We start from the raw sequence: 17,053 nt of genomic DNA, 5'->3' as shown, positions 1-17,053 counted from the left end.
TAGTCCGTCTCGGGGCCGGTGCAGTAAAAGCAGCCGTCAGCGCAGCCGTCAACCTCGTCAGGCTGTGCGATTGGTACGGGTATTGCATTCATGGATCATTCCTTTCGAACCGGAGGACAAATTTTTTCTGCTGCCCACTTGTGTGATTTGTGATCACAACATAGTGTGGTGCACACAACACTCGCAAGGGGGTTGGCAAAAAATCCCCGGACCCAAATCCAGGGAACGGCCGGGAACCGCGGTCCGTCCGCGGCGACTCTTAGGAAGTACACAATGCCGAACAGACTGCTCCTGCACGTCGCAGAGAACAAGAAGCTTGAAGCCATTGCCACGCGCAACCGGCTGACCCGCCCCATCGTGGACCGGTACGTTGCAGGCCGCGGGCTCGATGAGGCCTGGACCGCAACGAAGGCCCTCAACCGGGCCGGCATCGATGTGAGCCTGGACCTGCTGGGCGAATCGGTCCACCACCTCGCCCAGTCCAAGGCCGCCACCCAGGAATACCAAGGGGCCATCGAGAACATTCAGAACCAGGCTCCCGGCTCTACCGTCTCCGTGAAGCTTTCGCAGCTGGGGATCATGATCGACCGCCAGGAGTGCGCCAACAACCTGAAGACGCTCCTGAACGCTGCAGCAACGCACGGGGCCACCGTGGAGGTGGACATGGAACACAGCTCTGTCGGCCGGGACACGCTGGCCATTTACAAGAGCATCCTGCCGGACCACCCCAACACCCGGCTGGCGATCCAGGCAAACATGCGCCATACGCCCGAGGACCTCTTGTCCTTCACGGACATCAAGCCCCGGATCCGTCTTGTCAAAGGCGCCTTTGACGAATCCTCGTCCGACGCCCTCTGCGACGCGGACGAGGTCACTGAGCAATACAAGTATCTTTCCCGTTGGGCGCTTCAGCACCTGCCGGACCCGGCCTTCGGAACCCACGACGACACCTGCATCGACGTGGTCAAGGAAACCGCGGCCGAGCTCGGACTGGGCAAGCAGGACTTCGAATTCCAGATGCTGTACGGAGTTCGGAGGAAGTTGCAGGATGAGTTGGTCCGCGACGGATACCGCGTCCGGGTGTACCTCCCCTACGGAACGCAGTGGTACCCGTATCTGATGCGTCGGATGGCCGAGAAACCAGCCAACCTGCTGCTCTTCCTTCGCTCCCTCATCGGAGGCTGATGTGGCATTGACGTAAGCTGGATTGTGATCAAATATCACGATTAGCGGCCGCCAGCTAGAAACGGAGTACTCCATGAGCCTTGAAATGACCCGTCCAGTCACCCCCACATTGGTGGCTGACCAGGTGTACGAGGTCCTGGAGAACGCCATTTTGACTGGCACTTTGGAATCCGGGTCACCCCTTCGGGTCCGCGATCTGGCAGCCATGGTAGGCACAAGCGTCATGCCCGTCCGGGAGGCAATCCGCCGCCTGGAGGAAGCAAGGCTGGCCACCCGCATCCCCCACAAGGGTGCAGTAGTCAGGACATTCACTGCCATCGAACTGATGCACATCTACGACGTACGGACCATCCTCGAGGTACAAGCTGCGACCCAGGGAGCCCCTAATGTCAGCCGCAAGAACCTACGGGAGATGGAATCCTCCTGCGAAAAGATGCAGAAGGCCGTTGCGGAAGGTCGCATCATTGACGCCCTGGACCTGGACGAGGATGTTCTCCGTGCCCTGTACAGAGCCTCGGGCAATCCCGTACTCGTCAGCATCATCGAACAACTTTGGCTCCAGTGCCGCCCCTACAAGGTGATCGGCGCAACTGAGGCCCTAGCCAAGAACGACAACACTCTCTGGACTCCGCAACCAGCGTTGGTCCAGGCACTGTTCGACGGCGACACTGCCGCAGTCACCACTATCACCGCGGACTCCCTGGCCAGCGCGCTGCGCCGGCTGGAGCTGCGGCTCGAAACCCAATAACCAACCCGCGACCCCCAAGGTCCGGGAACGTCCAAAAGGAGAAACCCAGATAATGTCCACCCAATCTGTCAGCGTTACTGGAAACTTCAAGGTCCCCACGCCCTATAACGAGCCGTCGCGGGAATTCCGTCCCGGCTCACCGGAGGCGGCCTCGGTCAAGAAGATGATCGCCGAGGTCACATCCAGCGTCCGCGACCTGCCCCACGTCATCAACGGGGTGCGCTCCATGACCGGCGAGCTGCGCAACGTCACGGCTCCCCACCGCCACTCCCAGGTATTGGGCCGCATCCCCACTGCCGATGAGTCAGTAACCCAGTCGGCGATCGACGCAGCCTTGGCCGCTCAGCACGACTGGTCCCGGACACCCTGGTGGGAAAGGGCCGCAATCTTCCTGCGCGCCGGAAACCTGGCCGCCGGCAAGTACCGGGACGAACTGGTAGCTACCACCATGCTCGGGCAGTCCAAGACGTTCCACCAGGCAGAGATCGACGCCGCCAGCGAAGTGGCGGACTTCTTCCGCTTCAACGCCCACCTCGCCCAGCAGATCTTCGCTGATCAGCCCGAGTCCTTGCAGGGCGAAGGCAACTCGCTGGACCAGCGCGGCCTGGAAGGCTTCGTCCTGGCTATCACGCCGTTCAACTTCACCGCCATTGCCAGCAACCTTCCCACTACTGCTGCACTCATGGGAAACACCGTTGTGTGGAAGCCCTCCGAGAAGGCGGCCCTCAGCAATGACGTCCTCATGCGGATGTTCGAGGAAGCCGGCCTTCCGCCAGGTGTGATCAACCTCGTCCACGGCTCGGGCCGTGCGATCTCCGACCAGGCTATGAGCCACCCGGACTTTGCGGGGCTGAGCTTCACGGGTTCCACGGACGTCTTCCGCAGCCTCTGGAAAAAAGCCGGTGACAACATCGACCAGTACCGTTCCTTCCCGCGCCTGGTAGGCGAAACAGGTGGCAAGAACGCTGTGGTGGCACACCCGAGCGCCGACGCCGATGCCCTGCGCGCAGCCCTGATCCGGAGTGGCTTCGAATACTCGGGCCAGAAGTGCTCCGCGGCATCACGGACCTACATCCCGCGCAGCATCTGGAACCAGATCAAGGACGAACTCGTCGAGACCGTCAAGTCGCTCCGCGTGGGCGACGTCGCCGAGCACGAGACGTTCCTCGGAGCCGTCATCGACGAGACGTCGCTGCGCAAGATCGAGGCTGCCCTTGAGAAGGCCAAGGCCCTCCCGAGCCACACCCTCCTGGCCGGCGGCAGCGTCCACGCCGAAGAGGGCTGGTTCGTCGAACCCACGATCTTCGAGACCACCGATCCGCACGCCTTCACCATGAGCGAAGAGTTCTTCGGCCCCCTCCTGACGGTCTACGTCTACGAGGACAGCGAGTGGGAGTCCGTGCTGGATCTGGTGGACCAGACCAGCAACTATGCCCTGACCCTGTCCATCTTTGCCAATGACCGCCGCGCCGTCTCGTTTGCCCTGGACAAGCTCCGCAACGCCTCGGGCATGACGTACATCAATGACAAGCCCACCGGCGCCCTCATGGGACAGGTCGCCTTTGGCGGTGGCCGCGGCTCGGGCACCAATGACAAGGCCGGTTCCCGCCTGGCACTGCAGCGCTGGCTCAGCGGCCGCTTCATCCACGAGAACTTCTCGCCGTCCAGCGAATGGCGCCAGCCGTACCTCGCTGACTAAGCAAGCGACCGGTAACCCGGGCCTTTCCTGACCGGCTGGGTGCGCACCCGCGCACCCAGCCTCCAACCGCCGTCGGACTCCTTCGCAACAGACCGAACGGCTTCCCAGCAGCCGCTGCCTGACCTGTCCAGGCAGCGGCTGCTGCCCTCTCCGGCCTTCCACCCAGCCACGGAAGTTCACCAATGAAGAAACGCATCAGCTCCCGACCCAAAACCAGCCCAAGTGCACTGCCACCCCTGAAACGCCGTGACGAACGCGGCACGGCGATGTCCATCCTGCTCCTGTTCGCCCGCCACAGGACCCTGAGCAGCGAGCAGATTTCCGGCCTCCTTCGGATCCCCGCCTCCACTGTCTACCGTCACCTCCAGACTCTGCTGCAGGCCGGCTTCGTGGTGGAAAACCAGCTCATCGGCCGCTATTCGGCCGGACCTGAAGTGGTGCGGCTTGCCGACAACTACCGCGAGGAAGCCCTGGCCCAGGGCGAGGTGCGGCACAGGCTCGAGCAATTGTCGCAGGACACCGGCGAATTGGCCGCCTACCTGGTGCAGAGCAGTGACGAAGTGCTGTGCGTGGAGTCCGTGGAAAGCGCCCACATCCTCAGCTGCAGCTACGCCGCCGGACGCTCCCGCCCCCTCCTGAACGGGGCCAGTGCACGGGCCATCCTCGCCTTCCTTCCGGACGAGGAAAGGGACGATCACCTTGCCGGCCACTTCCTCCGCCCGGAGGAGGGACTCACCATCCGCGCCGATCTGGAAGCCATCCGGGAACGCGGCTATGCCACCAGTTCGGGCGCCCTGGCCCCGGGCGTCTGGGGCGCCAGCGCCCCGGTGTTCGACGACGGCGGCCGGCTTGCCGGCGTCGTCACCACCATGGTGCCACTCGAGCGGGCTGCCACCGATGAGGCGCGTGCCGACTTCATCAGCAGCACCCGCCAGGCGGCTGCGGACCTCAGCCAGGTCGCCGCACCTGTTTGAGCCGGCGACTTTCATAACTTTGGCGGCTTTTGGATAACGACGGCGACGGCGACCCCCCCGGGGACGCCGTCGTTCCGCCGCTGGCCCTGCAAATAAGCGCGAAACCGGTCCATGCGCCATAGGATCGTCCCATGCCAGGAAAAAAAGTCGATGCTTCTCAACAGCCGGAGAACAAGAAGGTTGGGCTGGCGGCCGCCATGGGATCCTCGCCGGCTTTTGCCATCACCCCCACTCTCGTGGCGGACCAGGTCTATGAGGCTTTGCGCACCGCCATCCTCACGGGAGAACTGGCCGGGGGCTCCCCGCTGCGCGTCCGCGATGTGGCCGAGATGGTGGGCACCAGCGTCATGCCGGTCAGGGAAGCCATCCGCCGGCTCGAGGAGACCGGACTTGCCACGCGGGTGGCCGCCCACCGGGGCGCAGTTGTCCGGGAGTTCACGGTCGGTGAACTGATCCATATCTACGAGGTCAGGGCCACGCTGGAGGTGGAGGCCGCCCGCCGCGGAGCCGCCAACATCACGGACGCCGACGTGGCCCGCATGGAAGCCGCCCTGGCCCGGATGCAGAAGGCGGTCGCGGAACGCCGCGTCTCGGATGCGCTGGACGATGACGAAGACCTGCTCCGGACGTTCTATTCTGCGGGCGGCAATCCGGTCCTGGTGAGTGTCATCGAAACGCTCTGGCTGCAGTGCCGGCCGTACAAGGTCATCGGCGCAACGGAGGCCGTGGAGCACAACGACGCCAGCCTGTGGACCCCGCAGCCCGCCATCCTGGACGCAGCACGGGCACGGGATGTCAAGGAAGCCACCAAGCTGACCAAGCAGTCCCTGGCCAGCGCGCGGCAGCGCCTTGAGAAGCGGCTCGTTCCGCAGTAAGCAGCATGCGTGGAACTGGAAAAGCCCAAGTAGGCGTAGGCGGTGAGGTAACCAAGCTTCTCGACATCCCTGGGCAGCCCTCGCTTCCGGTCAGATCAACGGCACCGAAGCGAAAAGTTCAAGGGAATGACTCACTTCGGCCCGCTGCCCGGCGGCCGGGCGAGCACCGTGGGGACGTACTCGAGCAGCTGGAGCCGGCCGTCGAAGGTCCTGCTGTCCACCATTTCGAGCGAGACGTCCGGATAGCCGTCGTAGATCCGCTCCCGGCCGTTGCGGCCCGTGATGACCGGGAAAACCACCAGCCTGAACCGGTCCACGAGGCCGGCGGTCAGCAGTGACCGGCAGAGGCTAAGGCTCCCGAGGGTACTCAATGGCCCGGTCCCGGTCCGTTTCATCTCCCTCACGGCCTCGACGGCGTCGCCGGTGACCAGCTCCGAGTTCGGCCAGGTCAGGGGTGCCTGCAGGGTGGAGGAGAAGACCATCTTGGGAACGGCGTCAAGGCCGGTCAGGGCGGCTCCCTCATCCTGGGAGAATCCGGAGCGATCAGCCGATGCTTCCTCAGACATGCTGGACATCACCCGGTAGGTGTTCGCCCCCAGGAGGAAGGTGTAGCCCTTCTCCCCCTCCTGCTCGAGCCACGCCAGGTATTCCGGCCCCTCCAGACCCCACCAGCCGGGCCATCCCTCGGCGGAGGCATACCCATCCAGGGAGATGATGAGGTCGACCATCAGGCTCGCTGATGACGTTTCTGCACTTGTTTCGCCCATGGCCGTCTCCTTCGTCCGATCGACGTCAGGAGCCGCCGGGACGCTGCGCCGTCGATGCCGGCAATGCTATCCACGGAGCGATCAGCCGTTCAAGGCCTCCTCATCACCGCGTTCGTGGCTAAGTTCCGGGTCCCGCAGGTCCTTCGCCAGGTGACGGTGGCAGAGCTCTGGAAACTGGTGCTGGAAGGTGCCAGTGTGAAGCAGTGGGGTGAACCGTCCGGCACTCAAGCTACGGAGGATGTCATGAATCTCGACGATCTGGTCTTCCACCCCTGGGCTGTCCAGGGGCCGCGCGAGGTGCCTACGTTGGCCGGCGGCTCCGGGAGCCACGTCGTCGACGTGGACGGACGGCGCTACCTGGACTTCAGCTCGCAGCTGGTGTTCACCAACCTCGGTCACCAACATCCGCGCATTGTGGCCGCGATCAAGGAGCAAGCTGACCGCCTGTGCACGCTCGCACCCGGCCACGCCTCAGATGTACGGGGCGAAGCGGCCCGGCTGATCATAGAAGTCGCGCCGGAGAACCTCGGGCACGTGCTGTTTACCACCGGCGGAACGGAAGCAATTGAGCACGCGGTGCGGATGGCACGTCTCCACACGGGACGGCCCAAGGTGCTCGCCGCCTACCGCTCCTATCATGGCTCCACCACGACATCGATCCATCTCACGGGCGACCCGCGCCGCTGGGCCTCGGACACGGGCGCGGCGGGTGCCGTCCACTTCTTTGGTCCTTTCCTGTACCGATCGGCCTTCGGCTCAAGGACGCCGGAGGAAGAGTGCGAGCGGGCGCTGGCCCATCTAGAGCAGGTGATCCTCCTGGAAGGCCCGTCGACGATCGCCGGTCTGGTCCTCGAATCAGTCACCGGCAGTTCGGGGGTCATCGTGCCGCCACCGGGCTACCTGCGAGGGGTCCGTGAGCTATGCGACCGCCACGGCATCGTCTACATCGCCGACGAGGTCATGGTCGGTTTCTGCCGCACGGGGGCCTGGTTCGGCGTGGACCATGCTGGTGTGGCACCGGACCTGATGGCATTCGCGAAGGGCGTTAACTCCGGATACGTCCCGCTGGGCGGCGTCCTGGTCAGCGACGCAATCTACGAGACGTTCACCAAGCGCCCGTACCCGGCGGGCATGACGTACAGCGGCCATCCCCTCGCCTGCGCGGCAGCCGTCGGCGCCATCAACGCAATGCATGAGGAGCACATCGCCGCGGCAGCTGCCCGCCTCGGCACCGACGTCCTCGGGCCGGGACTCAGGGGGCTCGCCGAGAGGCACCCATCGGTGGGGGACGTGCGCGGTATTGGCGGCCTCTGGAGCCTCGAACTGGTCCGCGACCGACAGACCAAACAGCCACTCGTACCCCCGGGAGCCACAGCTTCCGAGAACGCGCCGATGGTCTCCGTCGCCAAGGCGTGCCTGGAACGGGGGCTATTGCCTCTGGTCCAGGGCAACCGCGTCCACGTCGCTCCACCCCTCAACGTGAACGACTCCGATGCTTCGGCCGGCCTGGCCATCCTGGACGAGGCACTGTCTGCAGCCGACGCGTACCTGAGCTAAACCAGCACGCGGTAAGTCACGTGAGTGACCAGGGTCGCTGCCCGTGACTTCACCTGCTCGAGCTTCAGCGGCGGGACGCCCTCGAACAGCCGTGTGCCGGCGCCGAACGTGAGCGGCGCAATGTGCACGCGCAGCTCGTCGATCAGGCCGGCGGCTAGGTACTGGTTGATGGTTGTCGCGCCGCCCCCGATCGCCACATCGCCGTCGCCGGCCGCCGCGCGTGCCTGGGCCAGCGCCGACTCGATGCCGTCGGTGACGAAGTGGAACGTGGTGCCGCCGTCCATCGGCTGCGGTTCGCGGGCGTGGTGCGTGAGCACGAAGACCGGGCCGTGGTACGGCGGACTGTCGCCCCACCACCCGTTCCACGGCCGATCCCACTCACCACGCACCGGGCCGAACATATTGCGCCCCATGATGAAGGCCTTGGCGGCAATGATCTGGTCGATCTCCGCCCGGTTCTCGTCGGGAGTTTTGAACATCCAGGCGTGCAGCCCGTCGCCGAAGCCGTCGCCGCCGTCGTCGCCGAACGGGCGCTGCTCGGTCTGGTTGAGCCCGGCCGAGTACCCGTCTGCCGTAACCGTGATGTCGCAGACCACCCGCCCCGTACGTTCAGTCATTGCTCTACGCTCCTCATGGCGACCTCCATCGCGTCGCGGTGAGCTTGCTTGCAAGCATCAGCATAGACAGCCACGGCACAGCGTCCAATGGGCAAAATGCGCCGATCATCTTGGCCGCCCAGCTAGACGGGACGACGAGCGCCCTGACCGACCATCCACGTCGGTCCACTATTGCCAATACGCACGCACACAAGTGTCGGCCAGAGCTTCTGTCCTGCGCCCTTCGATAGGAAGCCCCAATGGCAATCGTTCAGGCAATTGAAAACGTTGGCGACATCGCCTCTGCCATCGACGAGACCGCCAAGAAGGTCTCTTCAGCAGCACAAGAAGTCGAAAAGGCCTTGAGGACTGTTTATGAGGCGGTCGATGCCGATGACACGGTGGCCATCCGCGTTGCTAACTTGACGAACTACTCGTTCGAGTTGACGAGGGAAGCCCACAAGCAGGGCAAATGGGCGGACGGCGCAGCCCGCGGGCACAACGTTCTACCGCCTGAGCAGATAGACGCTTGGCAATTGGCGGCCTGCCTGACCAGGGATGCCGGCCAATTGACCGGCACAAAGGGGAGGCTCCACTACACAACTGAAGTCGGGGGCGACAAGCATTACGGAGTTTTCCGCTGGGACAACCCTGGTGCGCTTTCCCTGCAGGACAACGAGGCGTGGGCTGTATCTGGCACGTTGGACTTCGAGAATGGGAAACTTGTCATCACCTGGCCTCCTACCCTGGAATCGGACGTCATCAAGGTAATGGCCTTTATCTCCTCAGGCAACAAGGCGCGCGCCCTTTACGTGATCGTCGGGGCCGACCTCTCGCCGGACGCTGAAGAACATCTCACATCGAAGCTCCAGCTGGTGAACTCAGTTTCGTGACTGGCCCGCTGGTGAATGTGTAAAAGATTGGCTGAACGTCGCCTCATTCCTTCTTACTGTGCCATCCGTGGCTATGGCTCTCCCTGAATTTCGTACTGGCACACGTCGAGGGCTTTCCTGAGACTCCGAAGCCGGCTTTGAGCTGCGCGTAGAACGGTACGAGGTCCCCGTAGGTCGTCGGCCAGTCGTCACCGAGACCATCAAGGGGCTCGACCCGAAGGGCCGACGGAGCGCTGCGCTGCCACCGGGACGCATAGACCACGGCGCTGCCGCCGGCCCCGTTCCACACGGGCTGTCGCCTCGACATGAGAAGACCCTCACGGGCTTCTCATGGCAGTCTCAGGTCCTCAAGTCACCATGGAAGGTGTCGAAAGCGATGAATCCAGCGGGGCCTTCTTCCGGCCCGGACATCGGAAGAGTCGGGACAGTCGGGACATAAAATGCTAAAAGCTCTTGAGAAAACCAGCCAACAGGCCGAGCCGGTCGCATCATCCTTCCTTTTCGATCAGGTTGCGGCGCTGCTCTGTTACGACCCCAGCGTGCGATCCGGTGAACAGGACGCCTCAAATGCCATGAGTGACGCCGCCGGGCGGGTCTGGTCAATACTCGGGGACCGGAAGCTCTTCAACAGGACCGAATCGGAGAAGCTTCGTGCAGAACTAACATGGCTTGCCGAAGCCCTGGGGCCACTGAGCAAGTCCGCACTTGTCCACGAACAGACCCCACGGAACCTCCACGACCGCGGCCAGGCTCAGGGATCCGATTATGAGGCGGCTTACGACAAGGCGCTGGCAGCGCTCGAATCCGACCGGTACTTCCGGCTGGTCGCAGACCTCCAGCAGTTCTGTTCCGCTCCCCCGCTTCGGCAGCCACGGCGCTGGCACCTCTACATGGGATGACCTCACGTCCGGCAAAGCACCTGATTGCGCAGACAAGGACGTATGATTTTTCCCCGGCGGGTTTCTCCTTCCCGGAACGGCCCGGAGCAGGGCCGGCCCGAGGGAAGGAAACAGTGATGAGCAAATGACCGCCACGCATCCGCCGAGCAAAATGACGGGCCGCGGCGATTTCCTGCTCCGCATCGGACGCTGGCTCGGTGACGAGTCCGGGGACCGCACCCGGCCGGTTATCCTGGCGGTTGTACTGGTTCTGGCAGCCCTTGGCCTGATCGAAGTTGCCTCCGCGTCGTCGGTGGAATCGGTGGCGGCCGGAAAGAACCCCTACGATCTTCCGCTTAGGCAGGCCATGTGGACGGCAGCCGGGATAGCCATCATGTTCGGCCTGGCCCGTCTCCGGACCCGGCATATCCGCTGGCTTGCCTGGCCGCTCTTGGGGGCCGCCGTCGTATCCCTCGGCCTGGTATTCACACCCTTGGGCATGACGGTGAACGGCAACCGGAACTGGCTGGGCTTCGGCGGGTTCACCGTCCAGCCTTCCGAGTTCGCCAAACTCGCGCTCATCATTTGGGCGGCGGCCGTCCTGTCCCGCAAGCAGGCTCTCCTTCATCAGTGGAGGCACGCAGTCGTCCCGTTGCTCGTGCCGGCCGGCGTCATCATCATCGGGTTTGTCGTTCTCGGCCATGACCTGGGCACGGCCATGATCATCATGATGGTCCTCGCCGCCACGATGTTTTACGGCGGGGTACGGATGAAAGTCTTCGGTGTCGCCGGAATTTTCGGCACGATGTTAGCCCTCGTCCTGGCTGCCACCAGCGGCAACCGCGTCGGGCGAATTTCGTCCTGGCTCGGTGCGGGTTCCGCGGACGATTCCCAGGGGGTCGGCTACCAGGCGCTGCACGGCCAGTACGCCCTGGCTTCGGGCGGCTGGTTCGGGGTGGGCCTGGGGCAGAGCCGGCAGAAATGGAACTGGATCCCCGAAGCCCACAACGACTTCATCTTCACAATCCTCGGCGAAGAACTCGGCCTGGCCGGAACTCTCCTGGTGCTCGTGCTGTTTACGGTCCTCGGCATCGCTGTATTCAAGGTCATTGCCCGCACCCAAGACACGTTCGCCCGCATTGTCTCCTCCAGCGTCATCACCTGGATCATCGGCCAGGCCGTCGTGAACATCGCCATGGTCACCGGCCTGCTCCCGGTCATCGGCGTGCCCTTGCCGTTCATCTCCTACGGCGGCTCAGCGATGGTTTCTTCCCTGGCCGGCATCGGCATGATCTTGGCAGTCACCCGCCCTCAGCCTGTTCAACCCGTTCGACCCAAGAAGTCGCAGCAAGCAGTACACCGGAGTCGAGTACGGTCCTAATCAGGTGAAGATGCCGCGCTGGCCTTGGCGGCCGCGTCGGGGGTCGTGCTCTTAACGTCTACGGCGGGCATCGCGACAACGGCAACAACGCTGAGTACTGCACAGACCAGTACAGCGAGGAATACGGCGCTCGACGCCGACACGATTGTCTGCGGATCGCTAGCGCCGCCCGGGGCACCGGCGTAAATCGCGTTGGCAACTGCCCCGAAGACGGCGACGCCGATGGAGCTGCCGATCGATCGTGCAAAAAGATTGGTACCGGTGACTACACCGCGCTCGTTCCACTCAACGCTTGACTGGGCGGCAATGAGGCTCGGGGTCGCTACCAGCCCCAGTCCAAGTCCGACGACGAAACAACCTGCCGCTGTCACCAAAATGTTGGGTGCGGCGGCAGTAAGAGCCAGAACGGCTGTCCCGATGACCGTGACCGTGACGCCGATCAGGGCGGTCCTCCGGAACCCGATCCGCAGATAGAAGCGGCCCGCTTGGGACGCGCTGATCGGCCAGCCGATGGTCAATGCCGCCAAGGCGAGTCCCGCGAAAATCGGGGAGGTCGAGAGGGCTCCTTCGAGGAACGTGGGAACGTAGGAGGTGAGGCCAAGCATGACTGCGCCGACGCCGAACGAGATCATCGCCGTCGTCGCCAGCAGCCGCCGGGACACGACCCACGGAGGCAGGACCGGCTCCGCTGCCTTCCTCTCGACGAGCAGGAACGCGGCGAACAAGAGAGCTCCGACGGCGAAGACGGCGATGCTGATGGAAGAGTTCCATGCCCACGCCTGGCCGCCCTCGAGGGCGCCAAGGATGAGCAGGCTTAGGGAAATTGTCAGCAGCGCCGCCCCCAAATAGTCCACGCGGTGCTTCGCACGCTCGACATTCTCGTGAAACGTTCGGATCAACATCCACCCTGCCAGGAGGCAAAGGGGAATGTTCACGAGGAAGATCCCACGCCAGATGCCGAGTGAGGCGAAGACGCCCCCGAGCGTAGGGCCAACGACGGAGGACACCGCCCACACGCTGGCAAGGTAGCCCTGCACCTTTGCCCGCTCGGTCAGCGTGTAGATATCGCCGGCGATGGTGATCGCCACCGGCTGGACTGCTCCAGCGCCCAGGCCCTGCAACACACGGAACGCGATGAGGGCCGGCATGCTCCAGGCCACTCCGCAGAGGATCGAACCGAGCAGGAAAAGTCCGATACCGCTGAGGATGATCGGCTTACGGCCGACGACGTCCGAGAGTTTCGCGTAGACGGGCACCGAGACAGCCTGCGCCAACAGATAGGCCGAAAAGAGCCACGGAAAGGACGTGAAGCCGCCGACGTCAGCCACTATCGACGGCACCGCCGTTGCAACGATCGTCGAATCGATCGCCACCAGGCCCGTCGAGAGCATCAGGGCAATAAGGATCGGTCCCCGCCGGGAACGGAAGCCCACTCCCTCGGCAGTCGTCGTCGTCATGTAATCTCTTTCCCGTTGTCATCAAAGCGAGGTGCGTGCGCGCATCCCGGTTCCGGCCCCAGACGCATAACTGTGCCAAGCGCCGAATTAGTCCCGGTAAGGGCCTTTAGGAAAACTTCGGCAAAACCTGTTCAAATCTGGCCCGTTGCCTGACCGATTCTTGAGCCCAGCCCGGCATTGTCGTTCATGGCAGAGCCAATGCACGGGGCGAACGAAGGGCAGGGCCATGAACGCCAAGACTGTACTCACCAGTCAGCACACCGACAGCCACTGGAGCGCCAATGACGTCAGGGAAAAGCTTGGACGGGAGCTGGAATCCGATCCGGCCCTGGCCGAATTCCTTGCCGCTGCCCCTAACATGGCACGCGCCCTCAAAGCCGTCCTGAACCTGGACCTTGGCGAACTGGCCGAGCGGCTGGTCCGGGCCGAGATTAGCGCTATTTTGCACTAACCGTGCCCTGTTGCAGCGTTGCCTGGCAGGGTATGTTGCACGAATGGACGATACATACCAGGTGATCGTGGTCGGCGGCGGATTTGCCGGCATGACAGCAGCTGAGCAGCTTGGGCGCAAAGGCATCCGGGTCCTGCTTATTGACGCGAACAATTACCACCAGTTCCAGCCCCTCCTCTACCAGGTGGCTGCTTCGCAGATCGGTGTGTCCGCAGTGGCCCGGCCGCTGCGGTCCGTGTTCCGCAGCAGCGAAAGTGTCCGGGTCCTCACTGCGGAGGTGACGGCGATTGATTCCGCCACCCGTACCGTCACCACAGTCGACGGATCCCGCTACCAGGCGAAGATCCTGGTAATTGCCGCGGGCGCAGTACCGAACTTCTTCGACACTCCCGGCGCCGAAGAACTCGCCTATCCCCTGTACTCAGTGGCCGACGCCACGCGCCTGAGCACTGCCCTCACTGCGGCCCTGGACCAGGCGGACCGTGCGAAGGCCGGCCGCGCAGAGGTGGTCGTAGTCGGCGGCGGCCCCACCGGCGTGGAGACAGCCGGCGCCCTCGCCGAGAACGTCAAGTACCTGGTGCCCAAGTATTTTTCGCCCGGACTGGCAGCCCGGTGCCGCATCCATCTTGTGGATATGGTTCCGAACGTGCTCATGCCCTTCTCTGCCAAGTCGCAGGCGTACACGCGGGACCGGCTGACAAAGCTTGGGGTTCAGCTGCACATGGGCCAGGGCGTTACCGAAGTCCGACCCGACGGCGTGACGCTGGCGGACGGGACTATCATTCCCGCGCAGATCGTCGTGTGGGCCGGGGGCCTGAAAGCTGGAAAAATCATCGCCGAATCCGGGCTGCCGCAGGGGAAAGGCGGACGCATCGACGTGCTGCCGGACCTGACCGTGCCCGGCACCGAAGGCGTCTATGTCCTGGGTGACTCCGCCAACATCACCGACGCCACCGGCGCCAAACTGCCCCAGCTCGGCTCTGTTGCTGAACAGTCCGGGAAATGGGCCGCCAAGAACATCCATGCTGACCTTACCGGCGGCACTCGGCAGCCTTTCGCCTATTGGGACAAGGGTTACATGGCCATGGTCGGCCGCGGCGCAGCAGTCGCCGAACTGGGCCGCAAACGCATCCAGCTCCAAGGACCACTGGCGTTCCTATCCTGGCTCGGGGTTCACCTCGCCTTACTGCCCGGCACGCAGCAGAAGGTCCGGGCACTCTCCTCCTGGCTTACGGGGTACGTCACTCACAGCCCGTCACACGTCGTTGTCGGAAGGCCCGACTAGGAGCCTGCACGCAACGAGCTCAGCACCGACGGTGTGATCCGCTCAACCAGGTCGGGGATGTGGCCGGAGGGCACCTCCCCAGTATCCACGGCCCCTTTCGCGGCCGTGACGGCGCCGCAGTTGTTTTGTCCGAGGACGACAAAGACGCCACCAAGTCCGACGTCGAAGATGATCGCCGCTGCCAAACGGGAGTTCTTCCAGCACAGCTCGCTGGCGTTCTCGAGGCGCATTTGTGCCATCCCCTGCTCGACGCTTTCCTGCCGCGTGGCGATAAACTGGGTTGATCATGATGGGTGCCAAGCTCCGTCTTCTGGCCTGGTTCGTCAGCCTAGCCACCCTCCTTTCGGCCTGCGCGCCCGCTGTCAGACTCGATGAGGCCGCCACCGAACGACCGGTCCAGACCTCCTCGGCCCCGCCGGCCGCACGCGATGACATTCCCGCTCCTCACCGGACCCAGTCCCCCACGCCGGCCCCGAGGCCCAAGGCGTTCGCCCTCAACCTCTACCAGGAGGGGGACTTCGTTCCCCAGTACACCTTTGAATGGTGTGTGGCGGCGAGCATCCAGATCATGCACAACCTCATCGACGACAAGGGGGCCGGCATGTGGGCGGATCGCGTTCAGCAGGGCGAGCTGTGGGAGATGGCCCGGGCACGGTCGTCCAACTCGTTCAACGGCGCCAACCCCTTGGGGTGGGCGAAGGTGCTGAACGAGGTCGGGATGGGGTCGTACGCCGTCGTCAGCATCGCCGACTATGAGGAAGCGCTGCAGACCGCGGCGCGCGCCATCGCAGATACGGACCGGCCGGTCGGGCTGGTCATGTGGCGCGGTCGCCACGTGTGGGTGATGAGCGGCTTCGCGTCACTCGGCGATCCCGACCAGTTCCCGGAGTTCTCGGTCACCGGCATCCGCGTCCAAGATCCGCTCTACCCGTACGGCGACGAGCGGTGGGGACCGTCCCCCGCGCCCAACACCCTGCTCACCCCCAAGCAGTTGGCGACGCAGTTCGTCGTCCGCGAGCCGCGACGCTGGAGCAGCGATCTGCCGGCCGGCTACATGCTGGTGCTGCCGCTCGCCAAAGCCTGATCGGACCTTCGTCCTAGTCGCGAGTTCGTGCCCTTCCCGTCCGGGCCCTCCCCGGCAGGACGCGTGAGATGCCTGTCGACTCCGCCGCGGACACGAGCAAGTAGCACGGGCGGCTGGCCCCTTGACCTGCTGACGCGTTTTAGGGGCGGTGCTGGCAGAAGGTGCCGGCGCCGCCCCGGCCGTGCTCGGCCGTTGGTTCACGGACGGGGCTGTTGCTGCTGCCGTCCGGCGTTTTCGACGGCGGTCAGGTGCTCGGGGTGTACGGCGGTCATCCGCGGCTGGTAGTCCGGGTGCTTGCGCAGCCAGACCTTCACGTAGGGGCAGACGGGGACGACGGCGATTCCGGCCGCGAGGGTATCGTCCAGCGCTTCCTGTACGAGGCGTGCGGCGAGGCCCTGCCCGGCGTAGTCCTCGCTGACGGTGGTGTGGTAGAAAATCCGCTCACGCCCTTTATTGCCGTCGTGGGGCAGGTAGTGGGCTTTGCCGATGATGGCGTCGCCGTCGAGGATTTCGTAGCGGTGGCGTTCCGGTGTGTTCCGGACGGTGATGTTCGCCTGGTTTTCCATGGAGGTCTCCTGGGGTTGTTGGTCAGCCGCGGGGGCGTAGCTGGGCGTTGGGCAGGGCCGGGGCCGGCAGCGGTGCCGGGTACCCTTCCGGGTAGGGTCCGAAGCGGGGGTACGGGGCGCCGTCCTGGTAGGTGTTGCCGGTGGGAGGGCCGGCCGGTTCGGCGCCGATCTCGGCCTGCCAGGCGGCACGATAGGCGACCACCTCCTCGTGGGTGCGGCCGACGAAGTTCCACCACATCACGATCTGTTCACCGAGCGGCTCTCCACCGAGGATCAGTACCCGGGCCGGGGTCTGCCCGGCCTCCAGGACGACCCTGCCGCGGCCGGTGCGCAGGTAGTGGAGGTGGTCCACGGCCATGGGGGTGCCGTCCAGGGAGATGTCGCCGGTGTCGAGCAGGATTCCGTGTTCGAAGGACGGGTCCAGGTTCAGTTCGAGCCGTGCACCGGCCCTGAGCACCGCTTCGGCTCCCATCAGCGGCGGGGTGTAGGTGGTCACTGGCGAGGAGGAACCGGCCAGGGAGCCAAGGAAGACCCGCAGTTCGGTGCCGTCGCCCGGGACAGGTTCCGGGGCGTAGTGCTCAAAGGTTGGGGCCATGTTCCTGGCGGTGTCGGGTAGGGCATACCAGAGCTGGGCCCCGTGCAGGATGCCGGTGTCAG

17 protein-coding genes and 1 pseudogene are annotated in these 17,053 nt (G+C 64.4%); 12 read left to right on the top strand and 6 right to left on the bottom strand.

Annotation, left to right across the window (positions count from 1 at the left end; all coding sequences use genetic code 11):
- Nucleotides 1-273: 273 nt before the first annotated feature.
- The 5 genes from J7I85_RS22040 (at nt 274) to J7I85_RS22020 (ending at nt 5,481) form a co-directional block, all read left to right on the top strand.
- On the top strand, nt 274-1,185 hold the full coding sequence (locus J7I85_RS22040) for a proline dehydrogenase family protein (RefSeq protein WP_214857268.1): 912 nt from the start codon (nt 274-276) through the stop codon (nt 1,183-1,185).
- Between the two features lie 73 nt (nt 1,186-1,258).
- A complete protein-coding gene (locus J7I85_RS22035; protein ID WP_214857261.1) occupies nt 1,259-1,933 on the top strand; it encodes a GntR family transcriptional regulator in 675 nt (224 codons plus the stop codon).
- A gap of 52 nt (nt 1,934-1,985) precedes the next feature.
- Nucleotides 1,986-3,632, top strand: a complete 1,647-nt coding sequence (gene pruA, locus J7I85_RS22030; RefSeq protein WP_214857259.1) for an L-glutamate gamma-semialdehyde dehydrogenase — start codon at nt 1,986-1,988, stop codon at nt 3,630-3,632.
- Between the two features lie 182 nt (nt 3,633-3,814).
- Nucleotides 3,815-4,606 carry an IclR family transcriptional regulator gene (locus tag J7I85_RS22025; protein WP_214857256.1) on the top strand — a complete coding sequence of 264 codons (792 nt, stop codon included), beginning with the start codon at nt 3,815-3,817 and terminating at the stop codon, nt 4,604-4,606.
- A 131-nt stretch (nt 4,607-4,737) separates the two neighbouring features.
- On the top strand, nt 4,738-5,481 hold the full coding sequence (locus J7I85_RS22020) for a GntR family transcriptional regulator (RefSeq protein ID WP_251024696.1): 744 nt from the start codon (nt 4,738-4,740) through the stop codon (nt 5,479-5,481).
- Nucleotides 5,482-5,612: 131 nt separating this feature from the next.
- Here the strand turns inward: J7I85_RS22020 and J7I85_RS22015 are convergent, their stop codons facing one another.
- Nucleotides 5,613-6,248, bottom strand: coding sequence for a dihydrofolate reductase family protein (locus J7I85_RS22015; protein ID WP_214857249.1), 636 nt, complete (start codon nt 6,246-6,248; stop codon nt 5,613-5,615).
- Nucleotides 6,249-6,443: 195 nt separating this feature from the next.
- On the opposite strand from J7I85_RS22015, the gene J7I85_RS22010 reads away from it, so the two are divergent.
- Nucleotides 6,444-7,805, top strand: a complete 1,362-nt coding sequence (locus tag J7I85_RS22010) for an aspartate aminotransferase family protein (protein ID WP_308159612.1) — start codon at nt 6,444-6,446, stop codon at nt 7,803-7,805.
- On the opposite strand, the gene J7I85_RS22005 is transcribed toward J7I85_RS22010, so the two are convergent.
- Nucleotides 7,802-8,422, bottom strand: a complete 621-nt coding sequence (locus J7I85_RS22005) for a dihydrofolate reductase family protein (RefSeq protein ID WP_214857247.1) — start codon at nt 8,420-8,422, stop codon at nt 7,802-7,804. The two genes, J7I85_RS22010 and J7I85_RS22005, sit on opposite strands and share 4 nt — an antisense overlap.
- Before the next feature lie 239 nt (nt 8,423-8,661).
- Between J7I85_RS22005 and J7I85_RS22000 the strand changes: the two genes are divergently transcribed.
- The 3 genes from J7I85_RS22000 to ftsW all read left to right on the top strand — a co-directional run bounded on the left by J7I85_RS22000 (nt 8,662) and on the right by ftsW (nt 11,553).
- A complete protein-coding gene (locus J7I85_RS22000) occupies nt 8,662-9,294 on the top strand; it encodes a hypothetical protein (protein WP_214857245.1) in 633 nt (210 codons plus the stop codon).
- A 440-nt stretch (nt 9,295-9,734) separates the two neighbouring features.
- Nucleotides 9,735-10,193 (top strand): CHAD domain-containing protein, encoded by a 459-nt coding sequence (locus J7I85_RS21995; protein WP_251024695.1) that lies wholly within the window; start codon nt 9,735-9,737, stop codon nt 10,191-10,193.
- 124 nt (nt 10,194-10,317) lie between these two features.
- Nucleotides 10,318-11,553, top strand: a complete 1,236-nt coding sequence (gene ftsW / locus J7I85_RS21990) for a putative lipid II flippase FtsW (protein WP_214857236.1) — start codon at nt 10,318-10,320, stop codon at nt 11,551-11,553.
- Here the strand turns inward: ftsW and J7I85_RS21985 are convergent.
- Complete coding sequence (locus tag J7I85_RS21985; protein WP_214857234.1) at nt 11,550-13,010, bottom strand: MFS transporter; 1,461 nt, start codon at nt 13,008-13,010, stop codon at nt 11,550-11,552. The two genes, ftsW and J7I85_RS21985, sit on opposite strands and share 4 nt — an antisense overlap.
- 226 nt (nt 13,011-13,236) lie before the next feature.
- Here J7I85_RS21985 and J7I85_RS21980 point away from each other — a divergent pair, with 226 nt between their 5' ends.
- Both J7I85_RS21980 and J7I85_RS21975 read left to right on the top strand, forming a co-directional pair.
- Nucleotides 13,237-13,461 (top strand): hypothetical protein, encoded by a 225-nt coding sequence (locus J7I85_RS21980; RefSeq protein ID WP_214857232.1) that lies wholly within the window; start codon nt 13,237-13,239, stop codon nt 13,459-13,461.
- Between the two features lie 43 nt (nt 13,462-13,504).
- Complete coding sequence (locus J7I85_RS21975) at nt 13,505-14,746, top strand: NAD(P)/FAD-dependent oxidoreductase (protein ID WP_214857230.1); 1,242 nt, start codon at nt 13,505-13,507, stop codon at nt 14,744-14,746.
- A gap of 8 nt (nt 14,747-14,754) precedes the next feature.
- On the opposite strand, the pseudogene J7I85_RS21970 reads toward J7I85_RS21975, so the two are convergent.
- Nucleotides 14,755-14,940, bottom strand: a pseudogene (locus tag J7I85_RS21970) (carbonic anhydrase); the annotation flags it as partial.
- A 92-nt stretch (nt 14,941-15,032) separates the two neighbouring features.
- Between J7I85_RS21970 and J7I85_RS21965 the strand changes: the two are divergent.
- Complete coding sequence (locus J7I85_RS21965) at nt 15,033-15,830, top strand: hypothetical protein (protein ID WP_214857228.1); 798 nt, start codon at nt 15,033-15,035, stop codon at nt 15,828-15,830.
- A 197-nt stretch (nt 15,831-16,027) separates the two neighbouring features.
- On the opposite strand, the gene J7I85_RS21960 is transcribed toward J7I85_RS21965, so the two are convergent.
- Nucleotides 16,028-16,396, bottom strand: coding sequence for a GNAT family N-acetyltransferase (locus J7I85_RS21960; protein ID WP_214857226.1), 369 nt, complete (start codon nt 16,394-16,396; stop codon nt 16,028-16,030).
- Between the two features lie 22 nt (nt 16,397-16,418).
- Nucleotides 16,419-17,053 (bottom strand): pirin family protein (locus J7I85_RS21955; RefSeq protein WP_285289641.1); only part of this gene is annotated, 635 nt, incomplete at its 5' end.

Source organism: Arthrobacter sp. ISL-65 (assembly GCF_018613795.1).
Taxonomy (GTDB): Bacteria; Actinomycetota; Actinomycetes; order Actinomycetales; family Micrococcaceae; genus Arthrobacter.
Note: the sequence above shows the minus strand (reverse complement) of the source record. Positions and strands in the feature narration are given on the sequence as shown.